Source organism: Microbispora hainanensis, from assembly GCF_036186745.1.
In the GTDB taxonomy this organism is placed as follows: Bacteria; Actinomycetota; Actinomycetes; order Streptosporangiales; family Streptosporangiaceae; genus Microbispora.
This window is the reverse complement of record NZ_CP108086.1, coordinates 697,520-713,400: the sequence shown is the minus strand read 5'-3', so window position 1 is coordinate 713,400 and position 15,881 is coordinate 697,520. Positions and strand designations below refer to the sequence as shown.

The 15,881-nt window shown below is 72.1% G+C and carries 14 protein-coding genes and 1 pseudogene; 7 read left to right on the top strand and 8 right to left on the bottom strand.

Features of this window, described 5'->3' with window-relative positions; translation table 11 throughout:
* Positions 1–58 precede the first annotated feature (58 nt).
* Both OHB01_RS03215 and OHB01_RS03210 read right to left on the bottom strand, forming a co-directional pair.
* A pseudogene (locus OHB01_RS03215) lies at positions 59–253 on the bottom strand (PfkB family carbohydrate kinase); the annotation flags it as partial.
* An 18-nt stretch (positions 254–271) separates the two neighbouring features.
* Positions 272–1,015: a GntR family transcriptional regulator gene (locus OHB01_RS03210; protein ID WP_142646213.1), complete on the bottom strand. Its 744-nt coding sequence runs from the start codon at positions 1,013–1,015 to the stop codon at positions 272–274.
* 206 nt (positions 1,016–1,221) lie between these two features.
* Here OHB01_RS03210 and OHB01_RS03205 point away from each other — a divergent pair, with 206 nt between their 5' ends.
* Complete coding sequence (locus OHB01_RS03205) at positions 1,222–1,713, top strand: flavin reductase family protein (protein WP_260617155.1); 492 nt, start codon at positions 1,222–1,224, stop codon at positions 1,711–1,713.
* Here the strand turns inward: OHB01_RS03205 and sppA are convergent.
* The 3 genes from sppA to OHB01_RS03190 all read right to left on the bottom strand — a co-directional run bounded on the left by sppA (position 1,706) and on the right by OHB01_RS03190 (position 5,697).
* The gene (sppA, locus tag OHB01_RS03200; protein ID WP_147942972.1) at positions 1,706–3,397 is read right to left on the bottom strand and encodes a signal peptide peptidase SppA; all 1,692 of its coding nucleotides are present in this window, start codon (positions 3,395–3,397) and stop codon (positions 1,706–1,708) included. The genes OHB01_RS03205 and sppA overlap by 8 nt on opposite strands.
* Before the next feature lie 101 nt (positions 3,398–3,498).
* Positions 3,499–5,148: a glycosyl hydrolase family 18 protein gene (locus OHB01_RS03195; RefSeq protein WP_142646209.1), complete on the bottom strand. Its 1,650-nt coding sequence runs from the start codon at positions 5,146–5,148 to the stop codon at positions 3,499–3,501.
* A 168-nt stretch (positions 5,149–5,316) separates the two neighbouring features.
* Positions 5,317–5,697 carry a MerR family transcriptional regulator gene (locus OHB01_RS03190; protein ID WP_030506153.1) on the bottom strand — a complete coding sequence of 127 codons (381 nt, stop codon included), beginning with the start codon at positions 5,695–5,697 and terminating at the stop codon, positions 5,317–5,319.
* A 209-nt stretch (positions 5,698–5,906) separates the two neighbouring features.
* Between OHB01_RS03190 and OHB01_RS03185 the strand changes: the two genes are divergently transcribed.
* The 3 genes from OHB01_RS03185 (at position 5,907) to OHB01_RS03175 (ending at position 8,851) form a co-directional block, all read left to right on the top strand.
* Positions 5,907–6,848: an alpha/beta hydrolase family protein gene (locus OHB01_RS03185; RefSeq protein ID WP_030506152.1), complete on the top strand. Its 942-nt coding sequence runs from the start codon at positions 5,907–5,909 to the stop codon at positions 6,846–6,848.
* A 189-nt stretch (positions 6,849–7,037) separates the two neighbouring features.
* Positions 7,038–8,177 carry a sensor histidine kinase gene (locus OHB01_RS03180; protein WP_142646207.1) on the top strand — a complete coding sequence of 380 codons (1,140 nt, stop codon included), beginning with the start codon at positions 7,038–7,040 and terminating at the stop codon, positions 8,175–8,177.
* Complete coding sequence (locus OHB01_RS03175) at positions 8,174–8,851, top strand: response regulator (protein ID WP_142646206.1); 678 nt, start codon at positions 8,174–8,176, stop codon at positions 8,849–8,851. The genes OHB01_RS03180 and OHB01_RS03175 overlap by 4 nt, the downstream gene beginning before the upstream one ends.
* Before the next feature lie 27 nt (positions 8,852–8,878).
* Here the strand turns inward: OHB01_RS03175 and OHB01_RS03170 are convergent, their stop codons facing one another.
* Positions 8,879–9,814, bottom strand: a complete 936-nt coding sequence (locus OHB01_RS03170) for a LysR family transcriptional regulator (RefSeq protein WP_142646204.1) — start codon at positions 9,812–9,814, stop codon at positions 8,879–8,881.
* Between the two features lie 309 nt (positions 9,815–10,123).
* On the opposite strand from OHB01_RS03170, the gene OHB01_RS03165 reads away from it, so the two are divergent.
* On the top strand, positions 10,124–11,545 hold the full coding sequence (locus OHB01_RS03165; protein WP_260617154.1) for an MFS transporter: 1,422 nt from the start codon (positions 10,124–10,126) through the stop codon (positions 11,543–11,545).
* A 19-nt stretch (positions 11,546–11,564) separates the two neighbouring features.
* Here OHB01_RS03165 and OHB01_RS03160 read toward each other — a convergent pair whose 3' ends face one another.
* Positions 11,565–12,251, bottom strand: coding sequence for a DUF2306 domain-containing protein (locus OHB01_RS03160; protein ID WP_240971093.1), 687 nt, complete (start codon positions 12,249–12,251; stop codon positions 11,565–11,567).
* Positions 12,252–12,412: 161 nt separating this feature from the next.
* Between OHB01_RS03160 and OHB01_RS03155 the strand changes: the two genes are divergently transcribed.
* Both OHB01_RS03155 and OHB01_RS03150 read left to right on the top strand, forming a co-directional pair.
* Positions 12,413–13,396 (top strand): NAD(P)-dependent alcohol dehydrogenase, encoded by a 984-nt coding sequence (locus tag OHB01_RS03155; RefSeq protein ID WP_142646200.1) that lies wholly within the window; start codon positions 12,413–12,415, stop codon positions 13,394–13,396.
* A 6-nt stretch (positions 13,397–13,402) separates the two neighbouring features.
* Entirely contained in the window at positions 13,403–13,567 is a 165-nt protein-coding gene (locus tag OHB01_RS03150; protein ID WP_168065712.1) for a hypothetical protein, read from the top strand.
* Between the two features lie 14 nt (positions 13,568–13,581).
* Here the strand turns inward: OHB01_RS03150 and glgB are convergent, their stop codons facing one another.
* Positions 13,582–15,840, bottom strand: coding sequence for a 1,4-alpha-glucan branching protein GlgB (gene glgB / locus OHB01_RS03145; RefSeq protein WP_328854905.1), 2,259 nt, complete (start codon positions 15,838–15,840; stop codon positions 13,582–13,584).
* Positions 15,841–15,881: the final 41 nt, after the last annotated feature.

Below are 15,881 nucleotides of genomic sequence, written 5' to 3'. Positions count from 1 at the left end.
CCCCGGGTGCGGGGGCAGTCCCCGCGCGGAACCCCGCGTCATGACGGTCTCGACATTCGCGCAGCGCGTCGTGCACGAACTCGCCGAACGGGTCGGCGCCGGTGCGGGTGATCACGGCGCTGCGGCGGCCCAGGCGGGCGGCGGCCACGGCCACGTTGGCCGGGCTGCCGCCCAGGTATTCGCCGAAGGACGTCACCTGCCGCAGGGAGACCCCGACCTGCAGGGGATAGAGGTCCGCCCCGACCCGCCCCATGGATGAGGAAAGGGTGATTCAGCGCTCGACGAGGGTGACCTCAAGGGAATAGTGCGAGGCGCGGTACACGTGCGAGCCGTGCTCGACCGCACGGCCCTGGTCGTCGTACGTCGTGCGGACCATCGTGAGCAGCGGGCAGCCGCGCCGCTCCTCCAGCAGCCGCGCCTCCGATGCGGTGGCGGCGCGGGCGCCGATGCGCTGGTGCGCCACCCGCATCCGGATGCCGGTCTGGCGCAGCAACTCGTAGAGCCCGCGCTCCTGCAGCGACTCGGCGGACAGCGGGGCCAGCCCGACCGGCAGCCAGTTGTGCAGCAGGGCGAGCGGCTCTCCCATGGCGAACCTGATCCGTTCCAGCCGCAGCACCTCGGCGCCCGGTTCGACGCCCAGCGCCGCGGCGGCCTCCTCCCCGGCAGGCACGGTTTCGAGGGACGACACCCGGGTCTCGGGCTTCTGCCCGGCCCTGCGCAGGTCGTCGTACAGGCTGGTCAGCTCGACCGAGCGCTTCACCTGGCCGTGCACGACCTGGGTGCCGACGCCGCGCTTGCGGACGACCAGGCCCTTGTCGACGAGGAACTGGATCGCCTGGCGGATGGTGGGGCGGGACAGACCGAGCCGCTCGGCGAGCTGGATCTCGTTGTCCAGCCGGGAGCCGGGGGGCAGCGTGCCGGCCTTGATGGCCTCGGAGATCCGCTCGGCCACCTGGAAATAGAGGGGCACGGGACTCGACCGGTCGATGTCGATGTCCAATCGGGTGACGGTCACGATTCGACGGTAGCTGACATCAGAATGTCCGGACCAATGCCCTCGGGCCTGGTAAGGAGGGGGATTCCGGCCTTTTCCGCAGGGCGTCGCCCGGACGCGGGCGCTCGCTGGCGCCGAAGGCCGGGACCCGTGCACAGCCGGGAGCTCGGTTGCGCGTCCCGGTCCCCGGTGGCACAGTCGCACGCCGGAGGGGAAGGAGCCGGGGCGTGGGACCTGCACAGGGACTGTTCACCGAGGCCATGGCGCAGGTGGCCGCGGGCGTGGCCGTCGTGACGGTCAAGGACGACCGCGACGACCTGGGCACGACGGTCGCGACCCTGATGTCGGTGTCGCTCGACCCGCCGCTCGTGCTGATCAGCCTCGATTCGGCCGGATATCTCGCCGAGGTGCTGCTGCGCAGGGACCGCTGGGCCGCGAGCGTCCTCGCGGACGGCCAGCAGACGATCGCCTCCAGGTTCGCCACGGCCGGACGGCCGGGCGCCCGGCTCCTGCTGGCCGGGGTCGCCCACCATCGCGGCCCGCACAGCGAGGCGCTCGTCGTGGAGCAGGGGGTGGCGGCGATCGAGGCCGAGACGGCCCGGGTCGTCCCGGCCGGCGATCACACGCTGTTCATCGGCGAGGTCCTCGGCGTCGACTACGTCGACGCGTCCAGGGCCCCGCTCGTACGGCTGCGCTCCCGCTACCGCGCGATCACCTGATCGTCCACCAGCCCGGCAGCACCAGCGGGCCGTACGCCGGGAGACCGAGCTGCCCGGCCATCCGCGCCAGCGGCCCCCACGCCTCCAGGCGCACCCGGGCGAGCGCGGCCGACCTGTCCTCGCTCGACTCCGGCGGGCGCAGCCGCTCCAGGGGGTGCATGCGGGGATAGGTCCGTACGGGTGCGTCGCCGGGCAGCCCGGCCCGGCGGCGGGCCAGGGCGAGGGCGTCCTCCAGACCGCCGAGCTCGTCGGCGAGACCGGCCGTCCTGGCGTCGGCGCCGGTCCACACCCGGCCCCTGGCCAGCTCGTGCGCCCGCTCCTTGCTCAGGCCACGGCCCTGCGCCACCTTGCCCACGAAGTCGTCGTAGATGCGGTCGAGCCAGGCGTTCACCCGCTGCCACTGCTCGTCGGAGAACGCGGTGGACGGCGAGAACATCCCGGCGTTGGCGCCCTCGGTCACCGACTCGGTCACCACGCCGAGCTTGCCGAGCAGCTCCCCGACCACGGGCTTGCCGCCGAACACCCCGATCGAGCCGGTCAGCGTGCCCGGCTGGGCCACGATCACGTCGGCGGCCATCGACACGAAGTAGCCGCCGGAGGCCGCGAGGTCGCCCATCGACACGATGACCGGCTTGCCCGCCTGGCGCGCCAGCACGACCTCCCGCCAGATCGCGTCGGAGGCGACGTACGATCCGCCGGGGCTGTCCACGCGGAACACGATGGCCTTGACCTTCTCGTCCCGGCGGGCCGAGCGCAGGGCGGCGCAGATGGTGTCGGAGCCCATGGCGCCCCCGCCGCCCAGCGGCGAGCGTCCGCTGCGGCCGAGACGGATCATGCCGGTGCCGTGGACCAGGGCGACCGTGGCCGCCCCGGGGTGGGGGAGCCTGCCCGACAGCGCGCTCTTGGCGTACCGCGACACGTAGAGCAGGTGCGCGCCCTCGTCGACGGTCTCGGCATAGACCTCGTCGCGATACTTCAGCTCGTCCACGAGCCCGGCCTCGACGGCCTCCGACCCGATGAACGGGCCCTGGTCGATCAGCTCGCGCACCCGCTTGGGGTCGAGGCCGCGTCCCTCGGCGATGCCCGCGACGATCTGCTCGGTGACCGACTCGGCGATGCGCCCCGTCGACTCGCGGTGGGCGTCGGTCATGTGGTTCTGGGTGAAGGTGTTGGCCGCGGTCTTGTACTCGTGCCGCTGGCCGAGCTGATACTCCACCCCGGCCTTGGCGAGCGCGTCGCGGAGGAACCGCTGCTCCAGCGCCACGCCGGTCAGACCCACGTCGCCGGAGGGCTGGAGGTAGACCCGCTCGAAGGCGCTGGCCAGGTAGTAGGGGACGGTGCCCGCGCCGAACTCGCCGAACGTCTCGGCGAACGCGACGGTGCGCTTGCCCGCGGCGCGCAGCTTTACCACGGCCGTACGCAGCTCCTGCACCATGCCGAGGCCGAGGGGGTTGCCGCCGATCTTGACGATCAGCGCGGTGACGCGGGGGTCCTTGCGGGCGCGGCGCAGGCCCGACAGCACCTCGGTGAGGCGCGCCTTGCGCATGGACAGCAGGGCGGTGACGGGGTCGGAGGGCGGGCCTTCCGACAACCCCTCGGTCAGGTCCAGTTCCAGCACGAGCGGCGCGGTACGGCGCTGCCGCAGCTTGCCGACCGTTTCTACGATCGTCCTCGTCGCGTCCATAAATGCCACCATAAGCGAAGGTTTCGCCGGGGTGGCCGGATGATCAGGGCCCCCGCGCGAGACGCGCGAGGGCCCATGACGGTGCGAGGCGCTTACTTCGGTTACTTCAATCCGTTGGACATCGCGGTGATCAGCTCACCGTTGGAGGTGTCGCCGCTGAACTCCCAGAAGAACGCTCCGCCGAGACCCTGGTTCTTGGCGTAGGTCATCTTGCCGCCGATCGTGGCGGGGGTGTCGTAGCTCCACCAGTTCGAGCCGCACTTGGCGTAGGCGGTGCCGGCGACCGTGCCGGTGGCCGGGCAGGTGTTCTTGAGGACCTTGTAGTCCTCGATGCCCGCCTCGTACGTGCCGGGCGCGGCGCCGGTGGCGCTGCCGCCGGGCGCGGCCTGGGTGACGCCGGTCCAGCCGCGGCCGTAGAAACCGATGCCCAGCAGGAGCTTGCTCGCCGGCACGCCCTTGCTCTTGAGCTTCTGGATGGCCGCGTCGGAGTAGAACCCTGCGGTGGGGATGCCGGAGTAGGACGTGAGCGGCGAGTGGGGCGCCGTCGGGCCCTGTGGGGCGAAGGCGCCGAAGTAGTCGTAGGTCATCACGTTGTACCAGTCGACGTACTGCGCCGCGCCGCCGTAGTCGGCCGCGTCGATCTTGCCGCCGTTCGTGCCGTCCGCGGTGATCGCGGCGGTGACGAGGTAGCTGGAGCCGAACTTGGCCCGCAGGGCCGCCATCAGGTTCTTGAACGCCGCCGCACCGCTGGAGTCACAGCTCAGGCCGCAGGCGTTCGGGTACTCCCAGTCGATGTCGATGCCGTCGAACACGTCCGCCCAGCGCGGGTCCTTCAGCAGGTTGTAGCAGGAGTTCGCGAACGCGGTGGGGTTGGCCGCCGCCTGCCCGAAGCCGCCCGACCAGCTCCACCCGCCGAAGGAGTAGAGGACCTTGATGTTCGGATACATCGCCTTGAGCTTGCGCAACTGGTTGAACGCGCCGCGCAGCGCGTTGGGGTTGTCCCAGGTGTCGGCCTTGCCGTCCACGCTGTTGGCCGCGGTGTAGGCCATGTCGTAGTCGGCGTAGGAGTCGCCGATCGCGCACTGGCCGTTGGTCACGTTGCCGAAGGCGTAGTTGATGTGGGTGAGCTTGGCGGCCGAGCCGCTGCTCACGATGTTCTTCACGAAGTACTGCCGGGCGTAGACGCCCCAGTCGGCGAAGTAGCCCAGCACCTTCCTGCCGCCGGGCGGCGGGGGCGTGGGGCTCGCCGAGGGGGACGCCGAGGGAGACGCGGACGGCGAGGCCGAGGGAGACGCCGAGGGCGAGGCGGACGGGCTGGCGCTCGGGCTCTTGCTCGGGCTGGCCGAGGGGGAGCTGGTGGGCCCGCCGGTGCAGGGCGCGCCGTTCAGCGTGCAGTTCATCGGGGTCGAGCCGCCGGGCGCTCCGATGAAGCCGAAGGTCGCCGTCGCGCCCGCCGCGAGGCCGCCGCTCCAGGAGGGGTTCTTGAACGTGTAGTGGTTGCCGCTCTTGGTCATGGTGGTGTCCCAGGCCGAGCTGATCGACGCGCCCGAGGGCATGTCGATCTCGACGGTCCAGCTCGGCAGGGCGTCCGACCCGGCCTTCACGGTGAACTTGCCCTGGAAGCCGGTGCCCCAGTCGGAGTCGACGGAGTACGTGGCGGTGGCGGGGGTGGCGGCGGTCGCGGTCCCGAGCGCGAGCGGCGCGAGTAACGCCGCGCCCGCGATCAGGGAGCCGAGGAGGATCTTTCGCACCGGAGCTCCTGCTCTTGGGGGGTAAAGGACAGGAAAGTTTCCTATTAGTTAGGAGAGTAAGCGCAGACAGGGAGGGGGTCAACGCCCTCGTTCGCCGCTAAGGGTCGTTTAAGCCTCCGCTAAGGTCGGAGCGCCGTCTTGGGGGAAATCCGGCCCGCCCTGGCCGGGCTAGGCGGTGGTCTCCTGCCTGCAAGAAGCGCCGGTGACCATGTTGCTGCCGGCGGCGGTGATGACGGAGTCGAGCCGGTCCCGGGCGTGCATGAGATCGGTGATGCGCCGGTCGACATGCTCGCGCTCCGCCGCCAGCCGCTTGAGCAGGGCGGGAGTGGCGCGGCCGTCGATGACGCACGGCATGAGCTCGACGATTGTCTTGCTGGACAGCCCGGCTGCATACAACTGCTGGATCAGCCGGACCCGGTCGACCGCGCTCTCGGGATAGTGGCGCTGGCCGCTGGGGCTGCGCTCGGCGCTGAGCAGATTCTGCTCCTCGTAGTAACGCAGGGCCCGGACGCTGACGCCGGTCCGGGCTGCGAGCTCTCCGACGCGCATCTCGTCTCCTGGTGACATCCATCACGTGACTTGCCTCTGACGTCAACGTCAGCTTTTAGCGTAACCGGCGTGCGCCTCCGCGGGGGACCTTCTCCTGGCCGGCCTCCCGGCGCACAAGGGCGTGAGCGAGAGGGGCGCCTCGAACGCGTCCTCCACGAGAAGACAGCCCGACCTCACCCATCCGCACGACACCTGAAAGAAGCACACGCATGACCACGTACAAGACGACCGGCCTCACCGGCCCCGCGTCCACCCCGACCGTATCGGTGAAACCGGTCGTGCTGCCCGCGCCGCGGCGCGGCGAGGACCTGCACGTACGCGTCTCCGCACCGGTCGTCGGCACTGAGCTGCCGATCGTGCTGTTCGCACATGGATTCGGCTCGAACCTGGACGGCTACGCCCCTCTGGTCGACCACTGGGCCTCCCACGGCTTCGTGGTGATCCAGGCCACTCACCTCGACTCCAGGCGCCTCGACATCGCCGCGGACGATCCCCGCAAGCCCGACGTGTGGCGCTACCGCGTGCAGGACATGAAGCAGATCCTCGACGAACTCGACACCCTGGAGGCATCCGTGCCCGGCCTAGCCGGCCGGGTGGACCGCAGTCGAATCGTCGCGGCCGGACACTCCTTCGGCGGCCAGACCGCGGGTATCCTCGTGGGTCTGCGCGTTACGGACCCCAGGACCGGAACCGCGCAGGACATGTCCGACTCCCGGGTCATGGCCAGCATCCAGCTGGCCACAGCCGGCAAGGGCGGCGACGAACTGACCCCCTTCGCCCACGAGAGCGCTCCCTGGCTGCGCGACCAGGACTTCTCCCATATCACCGCGCCCGGACTCGTCGTCGCCGGCGACAAGGACGAGCTTCCGCTCTCCACCCGGGGACCGTCCTGGACGACCGACCCCTACACCCTCAGCCGGGGCGGCAAGAGCCTGCTGACGGTCTACGGCGGCCGGCACTCCCTCGGCGGCATCTCCGGCTACGAGGCGGCGGAGACCACCGACGAAGATCCCGGCCGAGTCGCCCTCGTCCAGCAGGTCACCCTCGCCTACCTGCGCCACGTCACGGGCATCGACCACGCCGACTGGGAAAGGGCGCAGGCCGCCCTCGCCGGTGACTCCCACCCGCTGGGACGACTGGAATCGAAGTAACCACCCGCGCCGAACCCGGCTTCCACACCCACCTGCGGAGCGGAAGCCGGGCTCGGTGCCGAGGGGCGGGCAGGCAAAGCCGTGAGAACGGCTGCCCGAGCGAGATCAGGCCAGTCGAGCCGGCCGGGCGACAGGACAGTCTCCACACGGGGGCGGCGCGGCGGACGCCGGCTCTCGTACCATGATTCGGTGCACGGCTTCGTCCGCTCCGTGTGGTCCGAGCCCCGTCCCCCCGATCCACCCGTACGCGTGTGGCGGGACTGGGCGCTCGTCGGGGTGCTCGTGCCGCTCGCGGTGCTCGAAGGGGTGCTGCGGCCGGACCTTCCCTGGCGGCTGTTCGCGGTGGCCGTGACCGCCGGACTGGCGCCCACCCTGCTGTGGCGGCGCACCCGGCCGCTGGCGATGCTCGCGATCTGCTTCGTCGTCACCGGGGTGATCCCGATCATCGCGACCGGCACGACGCTCGATACGTACACGCTGGGATACATGCTGCTCCTGCCGTACGCGGTGGTCCGGTGGGGGTCGGGCAGGGAGATCGTGGCCGGCCTGGGGATCATGCTCACCGCCGCCGGACTGTCCGTGCTCGCCGACCACGCCGCGTTGCCCGACGCGGTCGGGCCGTTCGCCGTCATGCTCGCGACCACCAGCCTGGGCGGCGCGTTCCGCTATCGGGCCGGGGCGAGGATGCGCGAGCTCGACCAGGTCAAGCTGCTGATGCGCGAGCAGCTCGCCCGCGACCTGCACGACACGGTCGCGCACCACGTCTCCGCGATGGCCATCCGCGCACAGGCCGGGCTCGCCACGGCGGCGTCACGGCCGGACGCCGCGGCCGAGGCCCTCCGCGTGATCGAGGCCGAGGCGGCCCGGGCCCTCGACGAGATGCGCGCCATCGTCCGCGTCCTGCGCCGCGACCGTCCGGCGGAGCTGACCCCCGGCCCGCGCATCGCCGAGATCGAACGGCTCGCCGGCCGGGGCGGCTCCCACCATCCGGCGGTCGAGGTGGAGATAACGGGAGACCTCGACGGTCTGTCGCCGTCGGTCGAGTCCGCGGTCTACCGCATCGCCCAGGAGGCGGTGACCAACGCCGTACGGCACGCGCGCCGCGCCACCCGGGTCGAGGTGCGCGTCGCGGCGGACGAGACGGCGGTGCGCCTGTGCGTGCGCGACGACGGCGACGGGGGCGCCACGCGCCCGGCCGCGCCGCCGGGATACGGGCTCATCGGCATGAGCGAGCGCGCGAACCTGCTCGGCGGCACGTGCGTGGCCGGCCCGGACCGCGATCGGGGGTGGGCGGTGACCGCGGTGCTTCCCCGGGCCGGGGCCACATGAGCGAGCGAGCCGATGGGCACGGCGTCCGCGTGCTGATCGCCGACGACCAGGAGATCGTCCGCACCGGGCTCTCGATGATCCTCGACGCCCAGCCGGGCATCGAGGTCGTCGGCACCGCAGCCGATGGTCGCCGGGCCGTCGAGCTGGCCCGGCGCCTGCGACCCGACGTGTGCCTGTTCGACATCCGCATGCCCGGCACCGACGGCATCGAGGCGACCCGGTCGCTCGCCGGTCCTGACGTCGCCGATCCGCTCGCCGTCGTCGTGATCACCACGTTCGACCTCGACGAGTACGTCTACGCGGCGCTGCGGGCGGGGGCCCGGGGGTTCCTGCTGAAGAACGCCGGTGCCGACATGCTCGCGCAGGCCGTGCACGCCGCCGCCGGAGGCGACGCGCTCATCGCCCCGAGCGTCACCGCGCGGCTGCTCGGGGCGTTCGCCCGCACCGGTCCCGCCGCGTCGCCCGCGCAGCCTGTCGAGGCGCTCACCTATCGGGAGGAGGAGATCCTCGCCGCCGTGGCGCGTGGCCGGACCAACGGCGAGATCTCCGCCGAGCTGCACATCTCGCTCAGCACGGTCAAGACGCACGTCGCCAGCCTGATGGCGAAGCTGGGCGCCCGCAACCGGGTGGAGATCGCCATCTGGGCGTACGAGACCGGCCGCGCCGGAAGCTGACCGGACCCCGGCGGGGAGTCGCGGCGTTCAGCGGGGGATCGCCCACCGGGGTGTCCAGGTCCCGGCCGCGTCCTGCCCGGCCGTGGCGGCGGCGAGGTGGGCGCGGAGGGTCGCCAGCGCGGGGTGGGGGTTGTCGCGGCGCCACAGGAGCGCGTGCGGATAGACGGGAGTGGGGTCGGTCACCGGGATGCGGCGCAGGCCGTGCCCGGCGGGCCAGACGAGGCGGGTCTGCGCGCCCATGAACGTGGCCAGGGACGGGGTGTCGGCGATGGTGTCGAGGAGCGCGTCGGAGCCGAAGTTGGGACCGGTCGCCTCGATGGTGAGGCCGAACTCGGCGTAGAGGTCGTCGTAGTAGGCGGCCCACTCGGTGCCGGGGACGATGCCGGGCATCCAGATCCGGTGCCCGGCGAGCTGGGCGAGCGTCACCGACCGGGCGCCCGCCAGCGCGTGGGCGGGGCCGGTGACGAGCTGGAGCGCCTCGTCGGTCACCCGTACGGCCTCGATGTCATCGGGCAGCGGCCGGCCGGGCTCGGCGACGGCGCGGAAGGACGCGTCGATCGCGCCGGACCGGATGGCGGCGACGGCCCTGTCGATGTCGAACAGCATCACCACGTCGAGCTCGATCTCGGGGTGCGCCCGGTGGAAGCCGCGCATGAGGCTCGACGCCGCGCCGCGCGAGTTGAGCACGTCGACGCGCAGCGCACGGCTGCCGGCGCGCACCGAGGCGACGGCCCGCTCGGCGGCGCGCAGCAGCTCGCGGGCGTGGGGCAGGAACGCCTGCCCGTCGATGGTGAGCTCGGCGCCGCGCGGCCTGCGGAGGAAGAGCCGCACGCCGAGGTCGCGCTCCAGCGCCGCGATGCGCTTGGAGACGGCCTGCTGGGTCACCGCCAGATCGGCGGCGGCCTCCTGGAACTGCCCCGCGTCGGCGACGGCGACGAAGGTCCGGACGGCGTCGAGGTCCATCCGGACACCTTAGGTCGTGGCCGGCACACCATGGTCCTGCTGCGTCCTGCTGCGTCCTGCTGCGTCCTGCTGCGTCCTGCTGCGTCCTGCTTGTGCCCTGCTGTGCGGGGCCCGGGCGGCGCCTCTTCGCTCCGTCGCCCTCGCGACGGGCGGCGTTCGTCCGGTGCTTCCTGGGCGTACAACCGGTGGTTGTCATGGAAGGGCCTAGCGGTTGTTTGATCCCTGGTCATCGGGCTCGCTTTGATGCTGCCGATCGCGAATCGGTTGTGCGGCATCGGTCGTACGGCATCGGTCGTACGGGATCGGGTTGTGCGGGCGAGTGACGAGGGGACGTCGGACATTGCGGAACGGACACCGGCCGGGGCACCGGCTGGGCGGCGGTTCGGGTGGCTCTGGGCGGCGTACGGCACCAGCGCGCTCGGCACGTGGCTCGCCTTCGGCGCGTTCCCGCTGATCGCGGTCCAGGTGCTGCACTCCGGGCCGGCGGAGGTCGCGGCGCTGTCCGCCGTGGGGGCCGCGGTGGGTGCGGCCGTGGCGGTGCCGCTCGGCCCGTGGGTGGAGTTCCGCCGCAAGCGGCCGGTGCTGATCGGGACGGACCTGGTGCGGTGCGCGGCGCTGCTGACGATCCCCGCCGCGTACGCGCTGGGCGTGCTGTCCTTCGTCCAGCTCCTGCTGGTCTCGGTCGTCGTCGCGGCGGCCGACATCACCTTCCGCGCCGCCTCCGGGGCGTACCTGAAGACGCTGGTGCCGGCCGGGCACCTGCTCGTCGCCAACGCACGGTTCGAGTCCACGGCCTGGACGAGCGCGATCATCGGACCGCCGCTGGGCGGCGCCGCGATCGGGCTCCTCGGCCCGGTGGCGACGGTGGTGGCCGACGCGGTCAGCTACCTGCTCTCGGCTCTGGGCATCCGTGCGACGGACGGCGGGGAGCGGCGCCCCGAGCGCAGGCAGGCCGCTCGCATGCGCATCGGGGACCTGCTCGACGGCTGGCGCTACATCCTGGCCGACGCGACGCTGCGTCCGCTGTTCTTCAACGCCGCCGTGTTCAACGGCCTGGTGATGGCCGCCGATGCGCTGCTGGCCGTCCTGATGCTCGGCCGGCTCGGGTTCGCGCCGTGGCAGTACGGCCTCGCGTTCGCCGCGCCCTCGATCGGCGGGCTGCTCGGCTCGCGGCTGGCCCGGCCGCTCGTCACCCGGTTCGGGCAGCACCGGGTGCTGGTCGCGAGCGGGGCGCTGCGCGCGCTCTGGCTCGTGGGCCTGGCCTTCGTGGGGCCGGGCACCGGAGGGATGCTGCTGGTGATGGGCGTCGAGCTCGGGCTCGTCTTCTGCTGCGGGGTCTTCAATCCCGTCTGCGCCACCTATCGCCTCGAACGCACCGCGCCCGGCCGGATCGCCCGCATGCTGTCCGCCTGGACGGTGACCACCAAGGCGTCGATCGCGCTGCTGACGGCCGTCTGGGGTGTGCTGGGCGGCCTGCTCGGCCCGCGTACGGCCATCGGCCTGGCGGGTGTGCTCCTGCTGGCGACCCCGCTGCTGCTTCCCCGCCGCGCCGCGACGACTCCCGAGCACGCTGCCGAACTGCCTGCCGAACTTCCCGCCGAGCACCCTGCCGACTCCACAGCCGACTCCACAGCCGACTCCACGGCCGAACCCCCTCCCGAGCCCGAGCCCCACGCCGAGCCCGAGCGCGAGCGCGAGCCCGAGCCGGGGCCCGCGCCGAGCCGCGCCTGACGGCGGGGACACGGGCCGCCTACCTCACCCTCCGGTACGGGAGCCGGGAGCCTCTGCGTACGGCCCACTCCGCGACGGCGAGGTTGATCACCCAGCCGGCGCCCATGAGCAGCGCCCGGGGGAGCGGGCCGGGCTCGCCGGCCAGCGCCACCCAGGGACCGACGGTCAGCAACTGGGTGCCCGCGCCCATGCCGATCGCGTAGCCCCGCGTCATCCAGGCCCGGTGCCGGGTGACGTCCCGCCGCCGGATCGCCGCGAAGCCGAGGACGAGAGACACGATCATGAGGGTGCCGAACACCAGCCGCAGGCCGACGAGCAGGGCGCTGTCGTTCTGCAACGGGGGATAGAACAGCGTCATCCACAGCCCCGAGACCGCGCTGACGAGCCCGGACGGCACCACGAGCCGCCCGGCGGTGCGGTGCCAGGCGGGCCTGCGGCGGCGCAGTCCATGGGCGAACTGGAGCGCCCCCAGGATGCTGAAGAGCGTGACGGAGACGATGTGCGCGACGACGGGCGCGGGCGTCGCGAAATAGCGGACGCTGTCGTGGGTGATCGGCCCGCCCCCGGCCAGTTGCCCCAGCCGGGTGGAGCCGGCGATCACCGGGACGGCGCTGAGCGCGATCAGCGCGGCGGGCACGAGCCGTCCCGCCCTGCGGTTCCGGCCCGGCAAGCTGCCGAGCGCGGGGCGTTCCATGGATTCGGTCATGGGGCGATCGTCGTTCGCGCGGGGGCGGCGTTTCATCGGCGGAACGGCCGGACTCGCGCCACCCGATCGGCTGCCGATCGGGCGTACTTTCGGCCGATACGCCCCGCATGCGGCGCTTCTTACGCTGGCCCTCCCACCGCCGAGGTGACGAGGAGAATGCGATGAAGGCGTACGTCATCCGCTCGTACGGTCCGCCCGACGTCCTGGAGCTCACCGACGTAGACACGCCCGCGCCCGGCCCCGGTGAGGTGCTGGTGCGGGTGCGCGCCACCTCCGTCCAGCCGTACGACTGGCACCACATGAGAGGCGAGCCGTACGTCGCGCGCCTGATGGGCGGCACGGTCGGCCCGCGCAGGCCGCGCATCGGCATCCTGGGCGCCGACGTGGCGGGAGAGGTCGAGGCGGTCGGCGCCGGCGTCACCGCGTTCCGTCCGGGCGACGGGGTGTTCGCGCTGCTCACGCAGGGCGGCTTCGCCGAGTATGTGTGCGTGCCGGAGGGCGCGCTGGCCCGCAAGCCGGGGAACCTGTCGTTCGAGCAGGCGGCCGCGGTGCCGATGGCGGCCGTCACCGCGCTGATAGCGCTCGACCTGGGACGCGTCCAGGCGGGGCACGAGGTCCTCGTCAACGGCGCCTCGGGCGGCGTGGGCACCTTCGCGGTGCAGCTCGCGAAGGCGTTCGGCGCCGAGGTCACCGCGGTGTGCAGCGGGCGCAACGCGGACCTGGTGCGGTCGATCGGCGCGGGTGAGGTCGTCGACTACACGAAGGAGGACTTCACCCGGCGCGGACGGCGTCACGACCTGCTGATCGACATCGCGGGCACCCGCGCGCTGCCGGCCTGCGCGCGGGTGCTGAAGCCCCGGGGGACGCACGTCGTCGTCGGCGGGCCTGCCGGGCGGTGGCTGCAGCCGGTCCGTCACATCATGGGGACGCTCGCGGCGTCGCCGTTCGTGTCCCAGCGTGTGGTCACCGCCCAGGTGGCGTACGGCGAGAAGGCCCGGGGCGACCTGATGCGGCTGACCGACCTCGTCGAGGACGGCGACGTCACCCCCGTCATCGGCCGCACCTACGCGTTCGGCGAGCTCCCCACGGCCGTCGCGTACGTGGAGCGGGGCCACGCCGCCGGAAAGGTCGTCGTCACGATCTGACCGGCCTTGCGGGGCTCTCCACGGCCGCGGTCGGACGACGCCGAGCGGCGGCAGTTCTACCTGGGGCAGCGCTCCTGGTTCCTGCTCGTCGGCGAACGCGGCTGGGACTTCGAACGCGCGGAGAGATGGCTCGCCGCCGCGGCCAAGGAGGCGCTGCTGAAAGAGCCGTAAGCCGCCGGCGGGGCTCAGGACCCGGCGACCGCGCCCCCGGGCTCGGAGTCCGCCTCCTCCGCGCCGGCCTTCCCGGTGTCCGCCTTCCCGGTCGTCTCCGCGCGCGCGTCCATCTCCGGGCTCACGGCCGTCGGGCTCTCCACCGGGCGCAGCCACACCACGCCGAGCGGCGGCACGCGCAGCCGGGTCGAGCAGGGCAGCCCGTGCCACGGCGTCTCGACCGACTCGACCGAGCCCATGTTGCCGACGCCGCTCCCGGCGTACTCGTACGCGTCGGTGTTGAGGATCTCCTCCCACCGCCCGGGAGTGGGCAGGCCGAGGTGGTAGTCCTCGTGCGGGGCGCCGGAGAAGTTGGCGACGCAGGCCAGCACCGAGCCGTCCGCGCCGTAGCGCAGGAACGACAGCACGTTGCCCGAGGCGTCGTCGGCGTCGATCCAGCGGAAGCCCTCGTGGGTGTGGTCGCGCGTGTACAGCGCGGGCGACTCCCGGTAGAGGTGGTTGAGATCCTTCACCAGGCGGCGTACGCCCTGGTGGTAGTCGAAGTCGAGCACCCACCAGTCGAGGCCGTTGGCCTCCGACCACTCGGCGCCCTGGCCGAACTCGCCGCCCATGAACAGCAGCTGCTTGCCGGGGTGGGCCCACATGAAGCCGAACAACGCGCGGAGGTTGGCGAAGCGCTGCCACTCGTCGCCCGGCATCTTGCCCAGCAGCGACCCCTTGAGGTGGACGACCTCGTCGTGCGACAGCGGCAGCACGAAGTTCTCCGAGAAGGCGTACATGAGGGAGAACGTCATCTGGTGGTGGTGATACTGTCGATAGATCGGCTCGCGGGACATGTAGCTGAGCGAGTCGTGCATCCAGCCCATGTTCCACTTGAAGCCGAAGCCGAGCCCGCCGAGGTGGACGGGCCGCGACACGCCGGGCCAGGCGGTCGACTCCTCCGCGATCGTCATGATTCCCGGCTCCTCGCGGTAGACGACGGAGTTCATCTCCTTGAGGAACTCGATCGCGTCGAGGTTCTCCCTGCCGCCGTACACGTTGGGCGTCCACTCGCCCTCGCGCCGCGAGTAGTCGAGGTAGAGCATCGAGGCCACGGCGTCCACCCGCAGGCCGTCGACGTGGAACTCCTTGAGCCAGTAGAGCGCGTTGGCCACGAGGAAGTTGCGCACCTCGTTGCGGCCGAAGTCGAAGACGTACGTGCCCCAGTCGGGGTGGGTGCCGCGGGCGGGGTCGGCGTGCTCGTAGAGCGGGGTGCCGTCGAAGCGGGCCAGCGCCCATTCGTCCATCGGGAAGTGCGCGGGCACCCAGTCGACGATCACGCCGATGCCGGCCCGGTGCAGCTCGTCGACGAGGTGGCGGAAGTCGTCGGGGGAGCCGAACCGCGAGGTCGGGGCGTAGTAGGAGGTCACCTGGTATCCCCACGAGCCGCCGAACGGGTGCTCGGCGACCGGCAGGAACTCCACGTGGGTGAATTCCATGTCCTTGACATACTCGACCAGCTCGCGGGCGAGGTCGCGGTAGGACAGGCCGGGGCGCCAGGAGCCCAGGTGCACCTCGTAGATGCTCATCGGCTCGGTGAGGGCGTCGTGCGACGGCCGGGCGGTCATCCACTCCTCGTCGCGCCACTCGTACGCGGAGCTCTCGACGATGCTGGCCGTCGCCGGGGGCACCTCGGTGCGGCGGGCCATCGGGTCGGCCTTCTCCCGCCAGATGCCGTCGAGGCCGAGAATCTGGAACTTGTAGCGCGTGCCCTCGCCGATCTCGGGGAGGAACAGCTCCCACACGCCCGACCGGCCGAGCGAGCGCATGGGGTGGGCGGCGCCGTTCCAGTGGTTGAAGTCGCCGATCACCCGCACGCCCTGCGCGTTCGGCGCCCAGACCGAGAAGGCCGTCCCGTCGACGTCCTCGTGACGCATCACGCGCGCCCCGAGCACCTCCCACAGCCGCTCGTGCCGTCCCTCGCTGATCAGGTGCAGGTCGAGCTCGCCCAGCGTCGGCCAGTGCCGGTAGGGGTCGTCCGTCTCGTACGGCGGAGCGTCGGGATAGGTGATGCGCAGGCGATAGTCGGGGACCTTGTCGACGCCGGGCAGCGTCACCTCGAACACCCCGAACGCGCGATGGCTCATCGTGTGCGCCGATCCGTCGGCCAGCACCTCGACCTTCTCCGCGAAGGGGCGCAGGGCCCTGATCGTGACGCCGTCGGGCCCGGGATGGGCCCCCAAGATCGAGTGGGGGTCGTGATGCGCGCCCCCGGCCAGCCGGTCCAAGTCCATGTCGCCCAACCTGCCCTAGATATATCCCTCCGAACACCCCG